17 protein-coding genes and 1 pseudogene are annotated in these 20,316 nt (G+C 56.8%); 6 read left to right on the forward strand and 12 right to left on the reverse strand.

From position 1 onward, the window contains the following. Nucleotides 1-204: 204 nt before the first annotated feature. Both AB4M76_RS04890 and AB4M76_RS04895 read right to left on the reverse strand, forming a co-directional pair. Entirely contained in the window at nt 205-1,149 is a 945-nt protein-coding gene (locus AB4M76_RS04890) for a hypothetical protein (RefSeq protein ID WP_368440685.1), read from the reverse strand. Beyond that, nucleotides 1,139-1,954, reverse strand: coding sequence for a thymidylate synthase (locus tag AB4M76_RS04895; protein WP_368440686.1), 816 nt, complete (start codon nt 1,952-1,954; stop codon nt 1,139-1,141). The genes AB4M76_RS04890 and AB4M76_RS04895 overlap by 11 nt, the downstream gene beginning before the upstream one ends. Before the next feature lie 931 nt (nt 1,955-2,885). Between AB4M76_RS04895 and AB4M76_RS04900 the strand changes: the two genes are divergently transcribed. From AB4M76_RS04900 to AB4M76_RS04915, 4 genes are all read left to right on the forward strand, one after another. Then, the gene (locus tag AB4M76_RS04900; RefSeq protein ID WP_368440687.1) at nt 2,886-3,563 is read left to right on the forward strand and encodes a hypothetical protein; all 678 of its coding nucleotides are present in this window, start codon (nt 2,886-2,888) and stop codon (nt 3,561-3,563) included. 111 nt (nt 3,564-3,674) lie between these two features. After that, entirely contained in the window at nt 3,675-5,735 is a 2,061-nt protein-coding gene (locus tag AB4M76_RS04905; protein ID WP_368440688.1) for a Mu transposase C-terminal domain-containing protein, read from the forward strand. Between the two features lie 131 nt (nt 5,736-5,866). Next, a complete protein-coding gene (locus AB4M76_RS04910; RefSeq protein WP_368442382.1) occupies nt 5,867-6,727 on the forward strand; it encodes a TniB family NTP-binding protein in 861 nt (286 codons plus the stop codon). Between the two features lies 1 nt (nt 6,728). Then, entirely contained in the window at nt 6,729-8,654 is a 1,926-nt protein-coding gene (locus AB4M76_RS04915; RefSeq protein ID WP_368440689.1) for a TniQ family protein, read from the forward strand. A 414-nt stretch (nt 8,655-9,068) separates the two neighbouring features. Here AB4M76_RS04915 and AB4M76_RS04920 read toward each other — a convergent pair whose 3' ends face one another. The 4 genes from AB4M76_RS04920 to AB4M76_RS04935 form a co-directional block, all read right to left on the reverse strand. Further along, complete coding sequence (locus AB4M76_RS04920) at nt 9,069-9,461, reverse strand: hypothetical protein (protein WP_368440690.1); 393 nt, start codon at nt 9,459-9,461, stop codon at nt 9,069-9,071. Further along, complete coding sequence (locus tag AB4M76_RS04925; protein WP_368440691.1) at nt 9,451-9,708, reverse strand: hypothetical protein; 258 nt, start codon at nt 9,706-9,708, stop codon at nt 9,451-9,453. Before AB4M76_RS04925 ends, AB4M76_RS04920 begins: the two co-directional genes overlap by 11 nt. A gap of 213 nt (nt 9,709-9,921) precedes the next feature. Then, nucleotides 9,922-10,716, reverse strand: a complete 795-nt coding sequence (locus AB4M76_RS04930) for an alpha/beta fold hydrolase (protein ID WP_368440692.1) — start codon at nt 10,714-10,716, stop codon at nt 9,922-9,924. Between the two features lie 183 nt (nt 10,717-10,899). Continuing rightward, entirely contained in the window at nt 10,900-11,988 is a 1,089-nt protein-coding gene (locus AB4M76_RS04935) for a LuxR C-terminal-related transcriptional regulator (protein ID WP_368440693.1), read from the reverse strand. Nucleotides 11,989-12,381: 393 nt separating this feature from the next. Between AB4M76_RS04935 and AB4M76_RS04940 the strand changes: the two genes are divergently transcribed. Then, nucleotides 12,382-12,753, forward strand: coding sequence for a hypothetical protein (locus tag AB4M76_RS04940; protein ID WP_368440694.1), 372 nt, complete (start codon nt 12,382-12,384; stop codon nt 12,751-12,753). 52 nt (nt 12,754-12,805) lie between these two features. Beyond that, entirely contained in the window at nt 12,806-14,137 is a 1,332-nt protein-coding gene (locus AB4M76_RS04945; protein ID WP_368440695.1) for a cytochrome P450, read from the forward strand. A 156-nt stretch (nt 14,138-14,293) separates the two neighbouring features. Here the strand turns inward: AB4M76_RS04945 and AB4M76_RS04950 are convergent. The 6 genes and pseudogenes from AB4M76_RS04950 to AB4M76_RS04975 all read right to left on the reverse strand — a co-directional run. Continuing rightward, nucleotides 14,294-14,420 (reverse strand): annotated as a pseudogene (locus AB4M76_RS04950) (transposase); the annotation flags it as partial. Between the two features lie 153 nt (nt 14,421-14,573). Beyond that, nucleotides 14,574-16,271, reverse strand: a complete 1,698-nt coding sequence (locus tag AB4M76_RS04955; protein ID WP_368440696.1) for an FAD-dependent oxidoreductase — start codon at nt 16,269-16,271, stop codon at nt 14,574-14,576. Beyond that, entirely contained in the window at nt 16,268-17,026 is a 759-nt protein-coding gene (locus tag AB4M76_RS04960; protein ID WP_368440697.1) for an SDR family NAD(P)-dependent oxidoreductase, read from the reverse strand. Before AB4M76_RS04960 ends, AB4M76_RS04955 begins: the two co-directional genes overlap by 4 nt. Nucleotides 17,027-17,035: 9 nt before the next feature. Next, entirely contained in the window at nt 17,036-17,770 is a 735-nt protein-coding gene (locus tag AB4M76_RS04965) for an SDR family NAD(P)-dependent oxidoreductase (protein ID WP_368440698.1), read from the reverse strand. 61 nt (nt 17,771-17,831) lie between these two features. Next, nucleotides 17,832-18,950 carry a C4-dicarboxylate TRAP transporter substrate-binding protein gene (locus AB4M76_RS04970; RefSeq protein ID WP_368440699.1) on the reverse strand — a complete coding sequence of 373 codons (1,119 nt, stop codon included), beginning with the start codon at nt 18,948-18,950 and terminating at the stop codon, nt 17,832-17,834. A 53-nt stretch (nt 18,951-19,003) separates the two neighbouring features. Continuing rightward, nucleotides 19,004-20,305, reverse strand: a complete 1,302-nt coding sequence (locus AB4M76_RS04975) for a TRAP transporter large permease (protein ID WP_368440700.1) — start codon at nt 20,303-20,305, stop codon at nt 19,004-19,006. Nucleotides 20,306-20,316: the final 11 nt, after the last annotated feature.

Below are 20,316 nucleotides of genomic sequence, written 5' to 3' on the forward strand. Positions count from 1 at the left end.
CTAAACCCCGCTGGCCCGATACGGCTGCGCTGTATAAAGGCTACACCGCATCGGGCCAGCTACCCGAGCGCTCCGATGGGGGGTCATTTTTGGATGCCGATAGGGGGTCAAGATTGCCTGCCGATTGACAAAATGCAGCACATGGGGTTGATCCCACATGCGAGTATGAATTTCCTCAAGAGGCACTACAAATGGGGTTGATTTTCAGCGTCTGAAAAATCTGTAGTCGTCCGGGCTTTTCTGCCAATTGCAGAGAGAATCTTCTACTTCCTGCATTCCGATTCCCATTTGCTGCCCAAAGTCAATCAGCGCACGCTCAAGCTCCCGAGCCGGAGTTTTCGCGTCTACATCATTAAGGAGCAGCAAATCCGCGCCCCGTCTCGGCCCTGTCGCAGTTCCAATGTAAGCGCTACCGGGCTCTACAGGAGCCAAGTCAAGTTTGCCTATCATGCAGACGTGGTCAAAGGCGCCAAGACGTCCAAAGCGCACCACATTCTTCTTCATTTCCGAGTAAATGCCATCAAAGACTGCATGCGGATTCTGACCAGCCTCCGCTTGGATGTTGTTGATCAGTGTTCGGTGGTCACCATGCTGGAGCACCCAGCGAATATATGACGCAGCTACTTCGCCTGTATGATTTTGGCTTTGCGTGTCGAGAGCCTCATATTTTCTGTGGTTACTGAATTTCAAGTTATTCTGCGGATCAAGAAAGTAGCCCCTGTTTGCATGCAGCCAATTGGTAATCCCATCGGGGTCTTGAGAAGCTCTCGACCAAGTCCAGAATGGTCGATTCTGAAGGCCGCCGTATACTTTTGCGGCGAGGTTCCATCCCTGAGACTCATGCTTCCCAAAGTGCGTGCCGAGAAAGGTGATCCAGTGTGCTTCGTCAAAGAGGCCACGATTCCGATAGTGTATAGAGGCCTTGAGAGGGTCGAAGAGACGGCTACCTGGATCGCACCGTTGGGCGCTGACTGGCATTCTCGATATCGTTTTTACGAAATCAGTTCGACGTAGGCTATCGATGATTTGTCGCGCAAGGGTATGCTGTCTTGCAGGGGTTTGCACTCCGAGAGCTGGGGAGTTTCTATATTGAAAGTTCGCAATTCTCCTCTCAAAATCTTGCATTCTGTTGCGGAACTTACCGCTCATTATTGCCCTCCAATGGTAGTTCTTGTTGTGTGGGCTTGATTGTGGCCCTGCGTTCAAATTTCCGAGCGTAGGAGTCGTAGACGTCAGTGGACATCGCCTTTTTTAGGGCAACGATCTCCCTCTTTTCAGCTCCATTCTCGCCCAAGGCATATATTTTTGGGATTCTGACTAGATCTGTCCAGAACTCTGGCAGATCCTCCAATAGGAGTGGGCCAGCTTTTTCGAGACGAATTTGTTCTTCCAGTTCTTGAACTTTTCTGATTGCTGGCCATGGGTCACCGTCTGGCATCCTCGGCATCGGACGTGCGTCTTGAAATCCTTCATCCAGATATCTTTGAGCTTTCTTGGCGTCATAGTCGTATAGGTGGAGGCTACCAACTGAATGCTTGTAAGTTCCCAGCTCGACTCCAAGACTACGAGCGATGATTTCCTGCAACATTGTGAATGCGAAAATGTCGTGAGGAAGGCCTCGGTATGCATCGTTCGATCGCATAAATACAATCATATTGAGGCGGCTGTTTCTGATCGTGAATTGCAATGTGCATGTGCAGGGGATGTCTTTGTAATCGGATGTCAGGTCCCTCGCCTCAAATATCTGAATCGCGGCTCTTCTTGATGAGGATTTCCTTTTCAGGAGAGAGATGACTTGCTCAACTTGGTTGATGCCCTGGCTGTTGAATAGTCTTGGCCCGTAGGCGCCGTGGATTTTTCCGTTCGGTTCAGCGGATTCATCATATCTTTTCAGGTAATGTTGTATGAACGCTAAATCGTCTTTGCCACTGAGATACCAAAGCAATTCACCCAAGCATGACACTAATATCTGCCTCGGCTCGACTTAATCTGAAGCGTGGGTTTTCTTAGGCCGCGGATCACGCCGAATTCCTCGTAGCTTGCTCCCTTTGTCGCAACAACGCGTTTCTTCCCATCCAGAAGGAGTTCGAAGACTTTTCTCATTAAGTCATCGAGATTGTTGGCGCCTACGTAACTCAAGGCGTTAGTCCTTCCTGAATGTCTGATCGGGCGTCTCTCATCTTCGTCAACGCCTGGCGAATAAGTTTGTGGTAAGTATTGCTCTCGAAAAGAAGTCGTTCATCCATGGTAGCCTACGACTGGAAATTTGCGCCAGAGTAGCTCGTTAAACGTGTAGCGCAAGCCTGGTAGCTGAAAGGTCCTGCGCCGCCGTGGTTTGGCGAAATTTCAAACCGAGACGACCTGGTGGAGGAGAGACGTGCGTCTCGATTCATGCTATGTTCACCGGATGGACCACAATGCTGATAGCTTCCGCGCCAAGTTGCATGCGGCCCGACCCGAGCTCGCAGTCTTCCGCTCGCGGCCTTGGTGGCAGCGTCGCTTGCTTCATCTGGTATGGCGGATCTTCCCGAACTGGCTGCCCCCGCGGGAACGAGCCGCAGCACTACGCCGGTAGCGAAGAGACCTTGGCTCTACCTTCAGCGCTTACGAGCAGGCCATCCGCGAAGTATGCCCACCTCGCCTGCGATGGCCATCCTCCAGTCCACTGATCAGCGCTCGTTAGATGAAGGGCTTCGGTCGAGGCTGGCTGCGTCCCCGATGGCCCGTCTGCTATTTGTAAATAAATCCAGCGTGTTACCTCGCGCCCTCGAATTTCTTCTGCATTCTGAAAAAGAGCCAATCTTCTCGATACACCGGGTGCGTAGAGGCGTCTCGGCTCACCCTACCAGGGAGCGCGGTCGCGCTCCGTCGAGAAGGAGCATCACATGTTTGAATTGCCGGATGGCAGCATCTGCCTTCCACGGCCTTCGATTGTCCCCCGGAAGGTCGCCAAGGGCCGTCGGGAGCACTTTATCGGGCAGCAGAATGTCGGACCCGACGAGGGCACGTGCATGGACATCGAAAGCTATACGGAGTTCCAGGTTGTCCTGACGCTGCTTGCTCGGCCCGAAGTGGCGCATGTCGAAAACCAAGTGCCTTTCACCTACGTGAACGCCGACGGCAAGCCTGCAAAGCACTTTTTCGATTTTCGTGCAACGCTCGTCGATGGGGCCCGCCACGCGATTATGGTAAAGTCTGACTACCGTTTTCGTTCGTCGAAGGTCTCCCAGGCATTGCGTTTGGTCGCAAGTCAGGTCAATGCCGACTTCGCTGACCGGGTAGTGGTCATGACCGAGAAGAATGTCTCTCCCGCCGAATTCTATAATGCGGAGATGATGCACGAAATGCGTCGGCCCGATCCAGCAGTGGATAGTGCGGCTCTTCGGGTCATCCAGTCAATCGTCGGTGCAGTGCGGATCAGGGACCTGGTGGAGGCGATTGGGCACGGGGGACAAGGTTTTCGGGCCGTCGTTCGCTTGATCCGTAATCGTTATCTCACGATTCCGACCGGAGTCAAAATTTCCCCCGACGCTAAAGTTTCCCGGAGCAAACATGACGCTTGAAATCAAACTGAGCCCGCATGCGCCCGATACGCATTCAGCCCGAGCGATAAGATTTTCATCGACGGGCGTCAGTATCAGTATTTCGAAACTCGGGGAAATGAACATTCGTTCATGCCTGCCGACGAGAATGGCGGTCTTCAGTCGTTCAACAACAGTCAAATCGCACGTTGGCTGGAGAAGGGGAAATTTGAGCACAAGCCTGTCCAAGCTTACGAGCCTCTTGCCTCGATCCCACCACAGATGCTTAGCTTTTTCAGTGCGGCGGAAAAAGAGCGGGCCGAATTTCGAGAGGCCTTCGTTTTCGCGTTTCTCGAGGGCTATAAAGCGAAAACGGTAAAGCGCACGGATCACTCCATTACCGAAAACATGGGGGCGCTTTGTCTTCGTGCGGGCGAAATCATGGAGACAAAAAACTCACCGAAACTCCTGGGAAAGCGAGAGATTCCAGAGAAAATTAGCGCACGTTCTGTTCGGCGGTGGTTGAAGGCCTACGAGTATCATGGACTACCAGGGCTCTATGACCGTGTCTGCGAACGCGGGAACTATGATCGCGTTCTCACGGATGATGAACGCTTGCTGATGTATAAGACGGTTTTAGGATACCTTAGCGATCTGAGGAAAACCCCCGCAAACATCATTACTGACGTCAACTCTGCCTTCACCGCGGAGAACGAAGCCCGTAAAGCGAAAGGCGAGCCCGAGCTTGCTTGCCCCTCTCGGATCACTATCCGGCAAGCCATTGCCTCGCTTGACCCGCATCGGGTGAAGCTGGCGCGGGAAGGCAAGGATGCTGCCCGGCGCGCATATACGCCTGTAGGCGCCGGGATCGAAGTCGAACGCCCGATGCAGCGCATCGAGATGGACGAGCAAAAGATCGACCTAATTTCGCTAATGGGAGATTCGGGGCTTCTCAATCTCCTAACCCACCAAGAAAAACTGGAGCTCGGTTTGGATGGCGAACGTGCTCGGTGGTGGATCACCGTCGCCCTGTGCGTTCGGACCCGTTGTATCGTAGGTCTGACCCTCTCGCGCACACCCACCTCTCGAAGCGCGCTCAAGACTGTGGAGATGGCTCTGCGGGACAAGGGTGTATGGGCCGATGCCGCAGGAGCTCTCGACCCTTGGGCCGAAGCCGGGATGATCGGCACCCTTGTTACAGATTGCGGCAAGCAATTCGTCAGCCACGAGTTCCGGGCACGGATGCATGATTTGGGTGTGAGTGTGCTTCATACGCCCGCGGCCGCCCCATGGCTAAAACCCTACATTGAGCGCGTGTTTCGCACCTTTTCGACTCGTTTGATGCCGCGGCTGTCCGGTTGCACGTTCGGAGATATTCTGCGTCGCGGCACAAGTGACCCTGAGAAAAAAGCTGCCATCACTTGCGAGCAACTTTCTGCGGTCCTGGTGCGCTGGATCGTCGATGTTTACCACAATACCCCGCACGAGGGGCTGGACGGTGAAACTCCCCGGAACTGCTGGCAGCGCCTGACAAATGATTACGGCGTTACGCCGCCGCCTTCGTTGCCTCGCCGACGGCTCATCTTTGGCCAGGAGATCAAACGTGTGCTTCAAAAGGATGGGGTCACGGTGATGGGTGTGCGCTACCACTCGAAGCAGCTGGCGCAGCATATGATGCACAGCCCGGATACAGATATGGAAATTCGTTGGTATCCCGAAGACATCGGCGCGATTTGGGTAAAGATCGGCGAGGCATGGTGTCCGGTGAACGCTGTCCAAAATTGCTTCCATGGAACATCCGCCAACCAGTGGCTTATCGCACGGCGCCAGCTACGCAATAAGCACGCACATGACGCGCAAGTGAAAGCGCCGATCGTCCAAAAAGCTCTCGACTTCATCGCGGAGCAAAACAACGCTGCCATGAAACTTGTCGGATTGGTTCAGGAAGACTGGTCCACCGAGCGCATCGAGCGGGAAGAACAAGCGATGTTCACTGGCTTTCGGGTTGCGGATGGCGACGATGAACTACCGGAGACTGCGAACGAAGGGCTTTGGGGAGAAGTCCTGCCAACTGCGAGTGACCTCGCATCTGACCCGAGCGAGAAAATGCACGATCTGGAAGAAATTGCTTCCGGCCGGGGGGAGACGTTCCAATTTCCCGTCGAGCATCAATCTGACCCGTCTGACTCCGGTGAAGATGATGGGAACTTCTGACACTTTGGGACAAGTAACTTATGACCATGATGACATCGACCCCGGCACAGGCTCTCGCAGCCGTGGACCGGGCCGCAAGCAAATACATTCCTACTGAACGGGATCTGCGGTTTTAGCAGCAGCTGGAACGGCTGTTCGCCCGAGACGAAACAGGCCATTCTATCGCCTCTCCCCGGAAGGATGCCGCGACAGGTGATGCGAAAGGCCTTGCTGTGATCGAAGCGGCGGGCGGCGGTAAGTCCTCGCTCATCGAGCGCGGCCTTTCTCGACACCCGCTTCTCCAGCCGAAACATGGTGACCACCGTCCATGGTTGCAGGTTCTCGCGCCCAGCCCGGCGACCACCAAGAGCCTCGGCATCGAGATCCTGGACACGAGCGGATACAAAAAAGTCTCTCGGAAGAACTCCGAGCAGGAAATCTGGAAGATCGTGCGGCATCTCCTTCAGTTGCTGGGTGTCGTCTTCCTCTGGATTGATGAGGCGCACGACCTGTTCTGCGATGGTAAGCAGGGGCAGATTGAGGAAACGCAGAAGGCGCTCAAGAACCTTATGCAAGGCCCAGGGGCGGTCAGCGTGATCCTGAGTGGGATCGACACTCTTTGGGCTCTGACTTCCTGCGACGAGCAGGTCAACCGCCGCTATGCCAAGATGCCGCTCGCTTCGATCTCGGCGGTGGCAGATGAGAAGCTGTTGAAACTCATCTTGCGAGCTCTTTGCGCTGAAGTCGGAGTAAAGGCTCCCGCCCGACCCGACCTGATCGGTCGCATCGTTCATGCGAGCCGAGGACGGTTCGGCCGGTTCATTGAGAACGTTCTGGCTGCGCTGGAAGTCGCAGCACGCGACGGAGCGAGCGAGCTCGATACCCGGCATTTTGCATCTGCATGGGAACAGAAAGAGGGTTGCGAGTCCGGGAAGAACGTCTTTCTCGCCGCTAACTGGGCGCAAATAAACCTGAGCGCCAGCAGCAAGGCTAATCCCAAGGGGGGCCGCTGACATGCTTTTCCCCCATTTGCCCTTTGATACCGCTGAAATGCCGATTTCTTACGGGAACCGGATGAGCGAATTTCACGCCGGACGCCCGTTTCCCGAGGTCCTCAAAGATATCGACGTCCTGCAAAACGACATGGTCGCGCACAAACCCAAGGCGTTGGAGCGGATTGCTCAAGTCAGCGGCGTCTCAATCGAGGCGTTGCGTCGCAATACGCCGATCCCGCTGGATCACCGCAAGTATAATCTGCGAGGCGAAATCGTCAGTGCGGAGTTTCTGTCCAGCCCGCACATTGTGTTTTGTCCGGCCTGTCTTCTTGAGGACGATCAACGCGGCGGACGCCGTGTGCATTGGTCATGGGGGCTGGCGGTGGTGCGGACATGTCCGCGGCATGGAGACGCTCTTCAGCACCAAACAGCAACCAGCTGGAATGATCGTCTCCAGCCCCTCGAGCACCTTGTTCCGGAACGAGGCGAGGCATTGCAAGCCATCGTAGCGTCTCGGACCCGGCGTGATCCCTCCGCGCTCCAGAATTACGTTCTCGACCGCCTCGAGGGTCGAAAGGGTCCCGAATGGCTTGATGCTCAGAGCTTGGAGCAGGCGGTCCGCACGACGGAATTGCTCGGTGTGCTTCTCGAATTTGGTTCGGAGCAGAGTTTGCCGGAGCTAACCCCGGACGATTGGGACCGGGCAGGGCGCACGGGCTTTACGTTCACCGCCGTAGGCGAGGCTGGCATCCTTGATGCGCTGCAAAGGCAATTTGATGGGTTCGCATCCTCGAGGGGCACGCCCGGCGCGCAGAAGATCTTTGGGTGCTTCTATAAGGCGCTGGCATACTCGAAATCACTGAAGGACCCAGGCGATGTAGCGCGCATTCTGCGCGAGTTCATCTGGGATCGGATCGCGATGCCAGGGGGGACAAAGGTGCTCGGTCAGGAACTGCCCGAGCGTCGCCTTCATACAGTCGGGTCACTGGCACAAGAAACGGGCCACGACACGCGGCGCTTGTATAACCTGCTGGTCGGCGCGGGGGTTGTTCCTCCCGGAGCTGCCTCGCACTTCGCCATTCCGGTAGGTGTCGGGCGCGCTTTCGCCGCAAGTGTGCAGCGGATTGTAAAGATGACTGAACTGAGCCAGGTTCTAAATTGCACCCGGCCGATGGTCGAACAACTTTGTGACGAGCGTATCTTGACGCCGGTCTATTACGGAACGCCGGGCATCAACGGTAAGCTCCAAAAAGGAGTGAATGGTGATGAGTGTGTGGCCATTGCTGCCGCGCTTTCCGCCAAAGTTACCTCGAACGAAGCGCGGCCGAGCCAGGTTCCGATCGCGAAAGCCGCGGAAAAAGCCAAGATCCCGGCCGTATGCGTAGTGCAACTGATCCTCGCAGGTCTTTTGCGAAACGTCGCCCGCATCGATGACGTCTCTGGCATCAAAGGGCTGCGGGTCTGCCCGTTCGAGGTAAAGTCTGTGGCGCGGTCAGCACTGCGCGGCATGACTGCGTCAGAGGCGTTTGCGGCACTCAAGCTTACTAAGGACGCTGGGTGGGAACTCGTAGCTCGCTATCCTGAAGAGGTGTCTCTGGAACCGCACAAGATTGTCGGCAATCGTGGAGACCGCGCGATTTCGCGATTTCTCCCTGAGGCAATCGCAGATTTCGACAGGGGGTTCACTACGCTGGCTCGTGCCGCAGAAATACATGGGTCAGGGGTGAAGGAACTGAAGCGGTCGCTGATGAAGGTCTCCCTGAAGCCCGTGCTTCCTTGGGGAGCGGTAGGCGCGGATATCTACTTGGTTTCCGACATAGCAAAAGTGTCTGAGGCGGAACAGCATTTCCGCCTGTTTTATGGCCAGCATATGGTATCAGAGTGGACAAAACTAACGGCGTTCGGCAAAGGCGCGCACGGAAAATCAACAGGTTACGGGGGGTAGTGGACTTTATATGCTTAACCTTACAGTTGATCTGACCACCAATAAATAGCCAGCGGCCGTGCTGAAATGGCCATTTCGCAAGCAAAATAAGTCAATCGGGCGGAAACGCCCGATTCTCGCGTTTCAGGCCCCCTTATGGGCTAAATGGGGGGCGCGCCTGTTAGCGGGGATATAGAGCTGTGCTTGGGCGACCAAAAACAATTTTTCAGTTTCACGTCTACCACAGCTATCCGAATATGTGGCTGCACAGCCAGACAGATCAATCTATGGCGAGTGCTTGGTGAAAGCTCTGCGGAGTATCCCAAGGAGCTTCAGAACATCACCATGCCCAGAGATTGCGCCCTGAACCCAGTCCCCGTGTTTCAACAAAAAAGGGCGGCTCGCGCCGCCCTTTGATACCATTTTCCAGTGTTTCTACCGTGATCGCTGAGCGCGTAGCGCGCTTTCGTTGCGTGCGAAGGCTTTGATTGCTTCATGATTTGAGTGATGCCCAAAACACGAGGGGCATCGATAGCTATCTCCGCTCGCCTCCTGGATCGAATATCCCAAAGCCAGGAACGCCTCCAAGGCGATTGGGGTCATCGACAAGGATTGTGAGGCCATTTCGGTGACCGAAAGGCCAACGATTTCGCGGCTACGTTGGGTATAAAGCCGATCTACCAGCAGGCGCGCCTTTGATACGGTAAACTTTTGGTTCAGCCAGAGCGTGACATCGCAAATGTCTTGCTCTGGCCCAAACGTGTCAGGGTAATCCCTCAGACGCTTTTCCTTGATGATCTGCAACACACAACGCAGATCATCGGGCATAACGAAACTTGCCGTAGATTTGGCTGATCCTGGCCCCATGCCACCGCGCCATATCGGACTCAGCAAAGTTGCGCTCGGCCCCTATCCGGTCGAGCGAGGATGGCGACTGATCCGCAAGAAAGCGGCTGATGTCGTGCACCGCGTCTTCGACGGCATCCGCGTCCGGGAAAGGATTGCTGAATGCGCTATGCAGACGGCATAACGCCTCGAAGCCTGCCGGATCGTCGAGCGTCGCGAAAAATCGCACAGACCGGCACCATTCCGAGGCGGATGTCTTTCGGTCGCGGCACCTATGCGTTCGAAACCTTCCTGTATGACATCGCAGTGCAGGTGCAATCCCATGCCGGCTGAACTCATCGCATCCCGCACGCCCTCCATGGGTTGGAGCCTGCCGCAAACGACCCAAAGCCGACCTCCAGAGCTTATATAACGAACCGCAGCTCATCGCCCCGCCGCCTATTCAGCTCAACGCGGCCATCACCATCGGATTGACCTGCCCCGGGCTGCTCATGATCGCCATGTGGCCACCCCTCTCGATCCGCTGAAACCCCCACCCGGAAACGTTTTCTTTGAGCAGTTCGTATATCTCATCAATGGTTCTGACTGTATCGGCAGCGGCAAGAACCGTCGTGTCTGCGGGTAAATCTCTTTCCCACTCGCGCAAGGTCGTTCCTTCCTGCATCACCGCATCCCATTCATAAAAATTTGGCTGCAAGGCATGACAGAACTTCTGCTTCCGGTCGTCGGGCATGCTGCTCCAGCTGCCCGCACCGTTCCAATAATCGACAAATCTCTCCGCCGCGACCTCCCATGATCCCGTCTTGCCGTGCGTCTTGATCAGATCGCGCAGCGCGACGGCCTCTTCGTAAGCAGCGGCGCGGCGATGCTCCTTTAGCAGGTAGAAAGGGTTTGGCTCTATGAGCACCAGCCGTCTCACTTGACCCTTGAACAAGGCAGCGGCCTTCATTGCGACACTCCCGCCAAATGAATGCCCGACGATCGAGACTTGTTGCCCAGCCGGGGGCAGGAATGGTTCGATCAATCTGGCCTGATCCTCCAACCGTTGTAACCTGCCATTCCCCTCCCAAGCGCGCGTTTTTCCATAGCCGAATAGATTGATCGCAATGACGTGGAAATCGCCAGCGAGCGCTTCCATCAAGCTTCGCCACTGCTTGGCACCGGCAACGCTCGAATGGATCAGGATGACCTTTTCACCACTTCCCGCTTCAATGAAATCTGTCTCATGGATGTCCATAGCCGTGCCCCCGTTACGAAAGATGATCTCGTTCCACCATACAACTTACATCCTTAGAACTCGGTCATGAGGCACGAGCGAAGGATACCTTGAGGCTTTCAATCGACGCAGGCCACGCGAGGCTAGCGCGATGCCCCTTTTTGCGCGTCCCCCGAATGGGGGAGCATTGGCCGAGCTTGGGGGTCAAAGGATCGGAGGCGAGAACTGGATGACCCGCCAGGTGAATGCGAGGCGGTTCCGGCACTGCGTCTTCAACAAGCTCGACGCAACATGGGTCTTTACCGTCTCGGGGCTGATATTAAGCCGGTCTGAAATCTCCGGATTAGAAAGCCCGGATGCCATAAGCCCGGCAACCTGCGTTTCGGCGGGTGTCAAACCATATGCTGCGGCGACAAGCTCGATGTTACCCTCTACCGGACGTGTGCCATCGATAAGGGTCAAAAGCGCACCGGTCAGCCCTGCTTCCAATTCGATATCGGCGTCTCGAAGCGGGCTTGCGATCGCATAGATCGGGACCTTTGCGCCGGAGCGTGGAATGACCAACTCTCTCGATCGTTCATCGCGTTCGCCCCGGGAGGTGTCACTTATTCGGCGGATTGCGTCATGCAATTCGCGATGTGCGCGGTCCGATCCACAGGCAAGACGCCCTTTGGCATCGGCCCAAAGTCCATCTTTGGACCCGAGCAATTCGACAGCGCAGCGGTTTTGCAAAAGCACATGCCCCCGCCTGTCCACGATGCAGATCGGCACGGCAATCATGTCCAGCACAGTGAGAACGGCCTGATATTTTTGCCGCAAACCATAGAGGGTGCGAAAGATCTCCATCGCTTTTCCCAGATGCGGTGCAAGGGCTGCGACGGCATTCAGGTCGCCCCGTGGGGGGCTGCCGCGCATGCTGTCGGGATATAGGGTGATCAAGGCCGCGTAGCTTTGAGGATCTTCTGAAAGATTCACGTAAAACCGCCTGAAAACGTTAAGCCGGTCAATCGTGAATTGAATTTCGGGGCGTTGTTCATGCGCCGCGTCAATCTGCCATAAATCCTCATCCAGGATAGGCGCAAAGGGGGGCTGTGCATGTATCACCGGTGACCCCTGAGCGTCCAAACTTTGTTCCCCGCGCTGCCGGATAAGGTCATTATAGTCGGATAACGTCGATGGCTGGTTCGAAAGCACAACATCCGCTGCCTGAACGCTATAGTTGATCGCCCTGCGGTCACCCGTGTCATACACAAGCATGTGCTGGGCTTGCGTGCCCCGCAGCAAAGCGCCCAATCCGTCGCTCCATCTGCGACTGGAGTAGGCCATATCGTAAATCGCTCTTATTTTCTGCGATACGTCCATACAGCAAATAATAGCCCCAAAAGCCCTGCCGGGGGGAGAAAATCACGGGATGAGCGGATTTCGGGCAGTTGAGCCGGAAGAGTTCTTCTCGATAGCTCCCCCGGATGGGGGGTGCCCCTGCGATCAAGACAGGCTCTAATGCTTTGGCAACAGCGCGTTCGGGGATTTGTCGGCGTCAAACCCCCTTTCTAATGTACCTTGATCCCCGGCGTTTGACGAACGCGACCCTTCTGCATTTGCATAGTCTTATTTGGGGGCCGCCGTGAATACGCTTGAAGGCAGCCGCAACCAAACCGGATTCATACCAAACGGGAGGAGTCGGAGATGAACATGAAACATGCGATGGCCGCTTGTGTCATCGGCGTTCTTTCAATCCCTACGGGGACCGCAGCCAATACGTTCAGCCGAATAGACTCGAAGGGTAAATTCCTGCAACTGGTGGCCGATAGAAAACTGGTTACCGACTGGGGGGCTATCGTCATTCATTCCGACGGTAAGATTTCAGGCCAAGTCGGCAGCGAGAAATTGGTGGGCGCCTGGAACTGGCAAGGCCGGTTCTGGTGCCGAAATGTTCGGGTTGGAAAGCGCCCCGAGCAGGGGACCGATTGCCAAGAGATCGGAATAAGCGGCAACCAGGCTGAATTCATTCGAGATCAGGGTCGGGGAGAGAGCGGCCTGTTCCACATTCTGGACTGAAATCGAAAATCTGCTGCGCGTGCAGTCGTCATTCGCAAAGGAGATCTCGGGCATGGCAACAAAGTCAGAACTCTGCCTTATTCCAGGACCATCCGAACCCCCGGTGCTTGGCCATACACTCCAGATCCTGCGCGATTCATATGGATTTCAGCAAGAATGCATCGCCAGCTACGGCCCCGTCTACAAAGTCAAATTGCTCGGGATCTGGCGCGTCAACCTGTGCGGCGCGGATGCAATGGAGATGGTGCTGTTGGACAAACAGCAGATGTTTTCATCGAAGATGGGGTGGCAGTCGCTTGCCCGGCTTTTCCCCGGGGGCCTGATGTTGCAGGATTTCGCGGAGCATCGCCAGAACCGGCGGATCATGCAACAGGCCTTTCGGGCGTCTGCGCTACAGGAGTATACCGAGCAGATGGCGAAAGCGATGCAATCGCTTGTCCGGGCATGGCCTCTCGACCAGGAGTTTCGCTTTTACGACGCCATAAAGGAACTGACGCTCCGGCTGGGCTGCGCGGTCTTCATGGGCCTGCCCCCAGACGACGAGCTGGCAAGCGAGGTGAACAGCGCCCTAATCGCCGAAATACGGGCCGCGCTCTCTGTCGTCCGCTATCCTGTGCCCTTCACGCCCATGTGGCATGGCGTCCGCGGCCGCGCATTTCTGCGTAACACCTTTCGTCAGATGATCGAGGAACGGCGCGCCGCACCGGGGAATGATTTCTTTTCGCAGATGTGCCTTTCCACGGATGAAGATGGCAAGGGCTGGAGCGAAGATGAAATCCTTGATCAGTTTAATTTTCTGATGATGGCTGCCCATGATACGACAGCGACCGCGCTTACGACCATGATCTGGGCCCTTGGCGCGCATCCCGAATGGCAGGAGGTGCTCGCCGCGGAATACGAAGAGATCGGTGATGCCGTATTTACCAGCGATGGTCTTTCCCGAATGACGCAGACAGAGCAGGTGTTCAAAGAGGCGCTGCGCTTGGTGCCGCCGGTTCCCTTCATTCCACGTCGCGCGATATCAAGTTTCAGCTGGAATGGATTTGACTTTCCCGCCGGCACGACGATCACCTTGAACCCGGGCGTGACGATGCTGTCGCCTGAATTCTACAGCGAACCGGAAAAATTCGATCCTGCGCGCTTTGCCCCCGACCGTGCCGAAGATCAGGCTCATAAGTTCGCATGGGCGCCATTTGGTGGCGGCGCTCACAAATGCATCGGCATGCATTTCGCTAGCTTGCAGGCGAAGATATTCTTCGTAACTTTGCTGCGTGAACGAAGGGTTGAATTAGTCCGTTCGTCTGTGACGGATTGGCAGCGGCTGCCCATCCCGAAACCGAAGGGCGGGCTTCTTGTGAAGGTGCATGGGATCAGGGGGCATTAGGTGCTTTGGCGGAGATGGTAGGTAACCAGACTGACTTGCTCCCCGAAGAGTCCTCGGATCTTAGTTCGCTCCGTTCAGGTTTTGGTCCTCTATTGATCTCTAATGATACTTCCGCAGGGTAAGTCCTTCAGATACCTCTATGCCGCCATACATTCAGCACCATTCATAAAATGGTCTTATCGCCGATGCCGTGCTTCCGGCACGCCTCCTTCGCACCGAGCCCAGCCTGATGCTCCTTCAGGTTGCCAATGATCTGTTCTTCGCTGAAACGGCATCTCTTGATCGTCTGTCTTACTATTTATCGCTGGGTATCCGCATTTACTTCTTTCTATTCGCAAGCTGGTCAACTAAAAGAGGAAGGTGGTACGAGTATCTCGTATAGTCTGCAAGGCTTGTTTCCCTGCGGGCTATGGTTCGCCAGCAAACCCAATCTGTGTTACGGCTTGTCGTCTTGTCCCGACGCGTGCAATCCAGCGATATATCCAAAGGTGAGCGCGGGACCAAGGGTTATCCCCGCCCCGGGGTAAGTGCCAGCCATGATCGAATTCATGTCGTTGCCACAAGCATACAGCCCCTCTATTACCGAGCGATCCTGGCGTAGGACACGTGCATTAACATCTACTGCCAGGCCCATCGAAGTGCCGATGTCCCCGGGATAAATACGGATCGCGTATAAGGGCATCCTATCGAGAGGACGCAAACATGGGTTCGGCTTGTTTTCGGCATCGCCGAGGTAGGTCTGGTAGGCCGTCGACCCCTTGCCAAATTCTAAATCGTGGCCCCGTGCTGCATCGGCATTAAAGCGGTCAATAGTTTGAACAAGTACCGCCTCCGGGACCCCGATCAATGCGGCTAGTTCGGCCGGGGAACCTGCCCTTTTCAAATAGCCTGACCGGAGGTGGTGCCGGTAGGGTGCCGGCGCGGGGCGCACAGGTCCAAGACCGTAACGTCGCAGTGCGCGGTGGTCACAGATCAGCCAGGCCTCGGAGAGGTTCGCGTCGTGCATGGCAGAGACGAAATCGTGATAGGAAACGGCCTCATTCACAAATCGCTTGCCCTCCGGAGAGACGGCGATAACGCCCGGCTTGGCTCGGTCGAGAAAAAGATGCGGGAAAGGACGGCTGCCGCCGTTTGGTTCGGGGATCAGCGAGACCGGTGCCCAAAAGCCGGCGTTTCGGTTGCTGGTGATGAAATTTGCTCCGACGTCCTGCGCTGCAGTGATCGCCGCGCCGGTGGCGGGTTTGGGAGACATAGAATGGTGCGGAGCTCCACGTGCTACATGGGGCATAACCTGCTTGCGCAGCTTTGCGTTGGCGGGGAACCCGCCCGTCGCCAGAATGACACCGCGTCGCGCCCTGATCTGTATGCCCTTTTCAGTTTCGATACCTGACACGCGGTTACCGTCCATCACCAGGCGTTTCAGCGCGAGATTGGTGAAGATGGGAATCTTGCGCTGGATCGCTGACAGCGCAAGGCGTCCGGCAACCGCTTGCCCGAGGGTGAGCCGTGTGCCGCGCGGATGGCTGAGCCGGTCGCGGGCTTGGCGCGCCAACAGCCGTGTGGCATGAATTGCCGAAGCAGGCTTCCGCGTCATGTTCATGAAATGCCCGATGTCGAACCGGTTCAGCATCATACCGCCAAACAAGGTGAAATCGTCAATTGGCGGTTTCAGACGCTTGAACTCATCTCCCAGACGGCGGCCGTCAAAGGTTTGCGCGTCAAGCACGCGACCGCCCATTGATGCGCCGGGGCGGTCGGGGTGATAATCCGGCGAAAAATCGCGGTATTCGAACTGCAGTTCGGTATTATCCTGAAAGAACCGCACCATCTCTGGGCCGGTCTCAATGAAGGCATGGACCAGATCCGTATCAATCAGGTTGCCAACCTCGCCCGAAAGATATTCAAATGCCGCCTCGGCATCGTCGTCCATCCCGGCAGCGCGCATCAGCGGGTTGTTTGGCACCCAGATCGCACCCCCGGACACGGCGGTGGAACCGCCGAAATATTGGTCTTTCTCAAAAACCGCGACCTCCAGACCGGAGATGCGCGCGGTCAGGGCTGCGGCCATGCCGGCCGCTCCCGAGCCGACGACGATCAGGTCATAGGTCTCAGAGGGATAGGTCAAGTTGGTCATATTTCCCCCTCGCGCGGGTAGCGCCCGATGGCCCAGCCACCATCGACTCGCAAGATTTCACCGGTGACAAAAGACGCCTCATCGCTGGCCAGATAGGCGATGGCGCGGGCTACATCACCGGGCTGGCCCACCCGTTTGAGAGGGCTTTGTTCGACAAAGATCTGATGCCGCCATTTCTCGGTGCGGATGCGTTCAAGCGTCAGCGGTGTTTCAATCAGCCCGGGTGCGACGGCGTTGACCCGAATGCCGACCGGTCCATAATCCGTAGCCATCTGCCGCGTCAGCGCGGCGACGGCCCCTTTGGAGGCGGAATAGCCTGACGATTTCTGCGCGCCGATCTCAGCATAGATCGAAGCTACGTTGACGATGCTTCCGCCGCCTGCCGCCTGCATCTGCTCAACGGCAAAGCGTGCCAGACGAAAGAGCCCAACGACATTGACTTCGAGATAACGGCGTAATTCGTCGTCGGTGGTGTCTTCCATTCGCCCGCCGCCGCCGATCCCGGCGTTGTTGATGAGCACGGCCAGTGGACCGCCGAGGCCCTCAACCGCCTCCATCACCGCCTCTGGCAAGTCCGGGTCGGTCATATCGCCGCAAAGGGGGACCATGCCGGCTTCTGCCAGTGGTTTTAACCTTTCGGCGTCCCGGTCCACTGCGATGACGCAGGCACCGCGGCTTGCAAACACCTCAGCGGTCGCACGGCCGATCCCGGCGGCTGCCCCGGTGATGACGGCTATTTTGTTGTTCAATGTCATGACTATCCCTTAAATCCCTAATGAACCGCCCAAGGAGCGTCCGCCGTCGACCAACAGCACCTGACCGGTGATGAACCGTGCCTGGGCGGAGGCCAAAAAGGCCACCGCGGCAGCGATGTCTTCGGGGGCGCCGAGGCTGCCGCCCGGCTGCATGGCGCGCAGCGCATCAAGATTGGTGTCGGACCGCGCGCGCAACATTTCTGTTTCGATGACACCGGGGGCAACGGCGTTCACGGTGATCTGCTTTTGCGCCAGTTCCAGCGCCAAGGAGCGTGTGAGCCCGCTGACCGCGGCCTTGGATGTGGCGTAGTGAATGTATTGCGCGGCGCCCAGCATCGCCCGGGAAGCGATATTAACGATGGCGCCACCAGCTGGCATGGCGCGCGCGGCTCTTTGAGAAAGCCCGAACATGGCCACGACATTGACCTCGTACATGGACCGAAAATCATCGGAGGTTAGTGTGTCGAAAGCTTTGACATTGAAGACCCCGGCGTTGTTCACAAGGCAGCGCAGGGTGCCGGTCTCTGCGATCAGCGCCTCGGCTGCGCCCATGTCGGTCACATCCAGAACCGCGGCACGACCACGCCCGCCAGCATCTTGGATTAGCCGAGCGGTTTCCTCGGCTCGCGCTGCATCCAGATCGGCAATGATGACATTGTCGCCCGCCGCGGCCAGTCGCAGGGCAATCGCGCGCCCGATGCCGGCGCCGCCGCCGGTTACAATTGAATTTTCAGCCTGAGCCATTTGAATCGCCCTTCATCGAAAAAAAGGCAGGGGCCGTGTAAAGGCGGCCCCTGCGTCAGGGTTACTGGCCCAGGGCTGCCATATCAGCTTTGCCGTAGATCTCGTCGCGGATCAGCTGCGCCACCGCTTCGGGATCGTTGCTGTCGATTCCGGACAGGCGCTCTTTCCATGCCGCTTCGGCGGATTGGAACTCTGCGATCAGGGCAGAGGGGTCTGCGATCCCACGTTCATCGGCGGATTTTTTGGGCAGGTTCACTACGAAGTCGGATTGGAAGGAAGCCAGTTGTTCCGTGAGGCTGGCATCAGGCGCGACGATCTCAAGGCCGCGTTCGCGCGAACCGGCAAAGGCAGCTTCGACATCGGCTGCGTAAACGATCTGCGTGCGGGCCAGACCCAGGGCCATGCGGTCGAGAAGCGCGCTGCGCTGGTCCGCGTCAAGCCCCTGCCAGAAATCGGTATTGGCAACATAGGTCGCACCCATGACCACGCCCATCGGCAAGGTTGTCACGCTTTTGGCGACTTCCCAAAACTTGTTGCCTTTGTCGAGATTGGTGGGATCGGACATCGTGCAGTCAAGCGAGCCGCGGCTAAGCCCGGAATAGACGTCACCGATTGGCACCGAAACCGGCACCCCGCCTAGGGCTTCGACCCAATTGGTCTGAGCGCCGCCGGCGGTGCGGATTTTCTTGCCCTTTGCGTCTTCGGGAGTACGGATCGGCTCCATGCAAATAAAGTTATAGACCGGCGTGGAATATCCGCCCAAAAAGACGCCGCCGTTGTTGTTCCATTCTTCCTGTACCGACGCGTTGGTGATGCCGACTTCGGTATAAGCCAGGGCCGCCGCCAGCGCGTTATCCGCTGTAAAGACCAGATCGTTCAGCACGTTGTTGATGGGAAGCTCTGACGGGGAGTAGCCCGGATAGACAACGCCGAGTTGTGCCACATTGTCGCGAATACCCTGCATCGTTGATTTCGCCGGCACCAGCGAGCCGCTGGAATAGACTTCGAAAGTCAGGTTTGCGTTCGGGTCATTTTTCAGTTCCTCCGCAAGCTTCTGGTAGGGCTGTTCATTCAGAATATGAACCGGGGCCAGCCAGTTGGACGCGATATAATTGTCCGCCACCGCGGGGGCCGCGATCAGGCCGGTAAGGGCCAGAGCGGAAAGGCTAAGATGTTTCATTTTTTCCTCCTTGATGTGCCGCGGGACCATCCCGCAGCCTTTATTGTTATTGACTAGCCGGTCAGCCCGGGCAGCCAGAGCGTGATGAGCGGAAAGGCGACAATCAGTGTAATCGTGAATGCATCTGCGAGGATGAACCACGACACGCCTTTGAAGATCGTGCCGAGCGAGACTTTGCTTCCGAGGCTGGATTTGATGACATAGACGTTCATCCCGACGGGCGGCGTGATCAGCCCAGTCTCCAGCAATTTGACCGCCAGCACCCCGAACCAGATCAGGTTGATGTCGAGGTTGTGCAAAAGCGGCGCTAGCACCGGCACGGTCAACAGGATGATAGAGATGCTTTCCAAAAAGCAGCCCAGCACCAGATAGAGCAGACAGATCAGGATGATGACCCAGATCGTATCCAATCCGGCAAATTGTCCGGTCACCCAGACCGGCAGGGTGGACAGCGCAATAAAGCGCGAAAACAGTGCCGCCGCCACGACGATAATAAAGATCGCCGCAGTGCTCACCGCTGTGTCGATCAGCGCACAGCGCATCATCTTATAGGTCAGCGTGCCGCGGGTCAGGGCAATGATCCCCGCAAGGAAGGCACCGACTGCGCCGGCTTCAGTCGCGGTAAAAATGCCGGAAAATATCCCCCCCAGAACACCGGCGATCAACAGCGGCAGCGGCCATGTCTCGCGCAGAAGCGCCAGTTTTTCGCGCCAAGTATTCACTTCGTTTAGGCGTGGCGCGAGTGACGGGTTCAATGCGCAGCGGATCGTGATCATGGCGGCAAAGACGACACCGGATAGGATGCCGGGGATGACCGCCGCGAGAAACAGCGTGGCGATGGAGACATCCATCATCAGACCGTAGATGATCAGTAGCACCGATGGCGGAATCAGTGAGCCAAGCGTGCCTGCCGCCGCGACAGAACCTGTGGCCAGTGACGGAGCATAGCCTGCTTTTAGCATTTCCGGGATGGCGATCCGCGAAAACGCCGCCGCGGTTGCGACGCTAGAGCCGCTCGCTGAGGCAAACAGCGCGGAGGACGCGACCGAGGCTGTGGCCAACCCGCCAGGTACCCGGTTCAAGAATACACGAGCGGCGTTGAACAGGCCCGCGGTCAATCCTGCGCCAGAGGCAAGATAGCCCATCAGAAGGAACATCGGCACCGCCGACAGGTTCCAGTTGCCAATCATTTCATAGGGTATCGCTTTGGAAATTCCGATCGCGGGCATTGGGCCCATCATTAGCCAGATGCCTCCAAAGGATGTCAGCCCCATGGCCACCGCAATTGGCACCCGCAGCACAATGGCCAGCAGCATGACGATGACGCCGAACAAACCTATTTCGAGACGTTCCATGTTGGGGTCCT

The organism is Sulfitobacter sp. PS-8MA, assembly GCF_040933935.1.
Classification (GTDB): domain Bacteria; phylum Pseudomonadota; class Alphaproteobacteria; order Rhodobacterales; family Rhodobacteraceae; genus Sulfitobacter.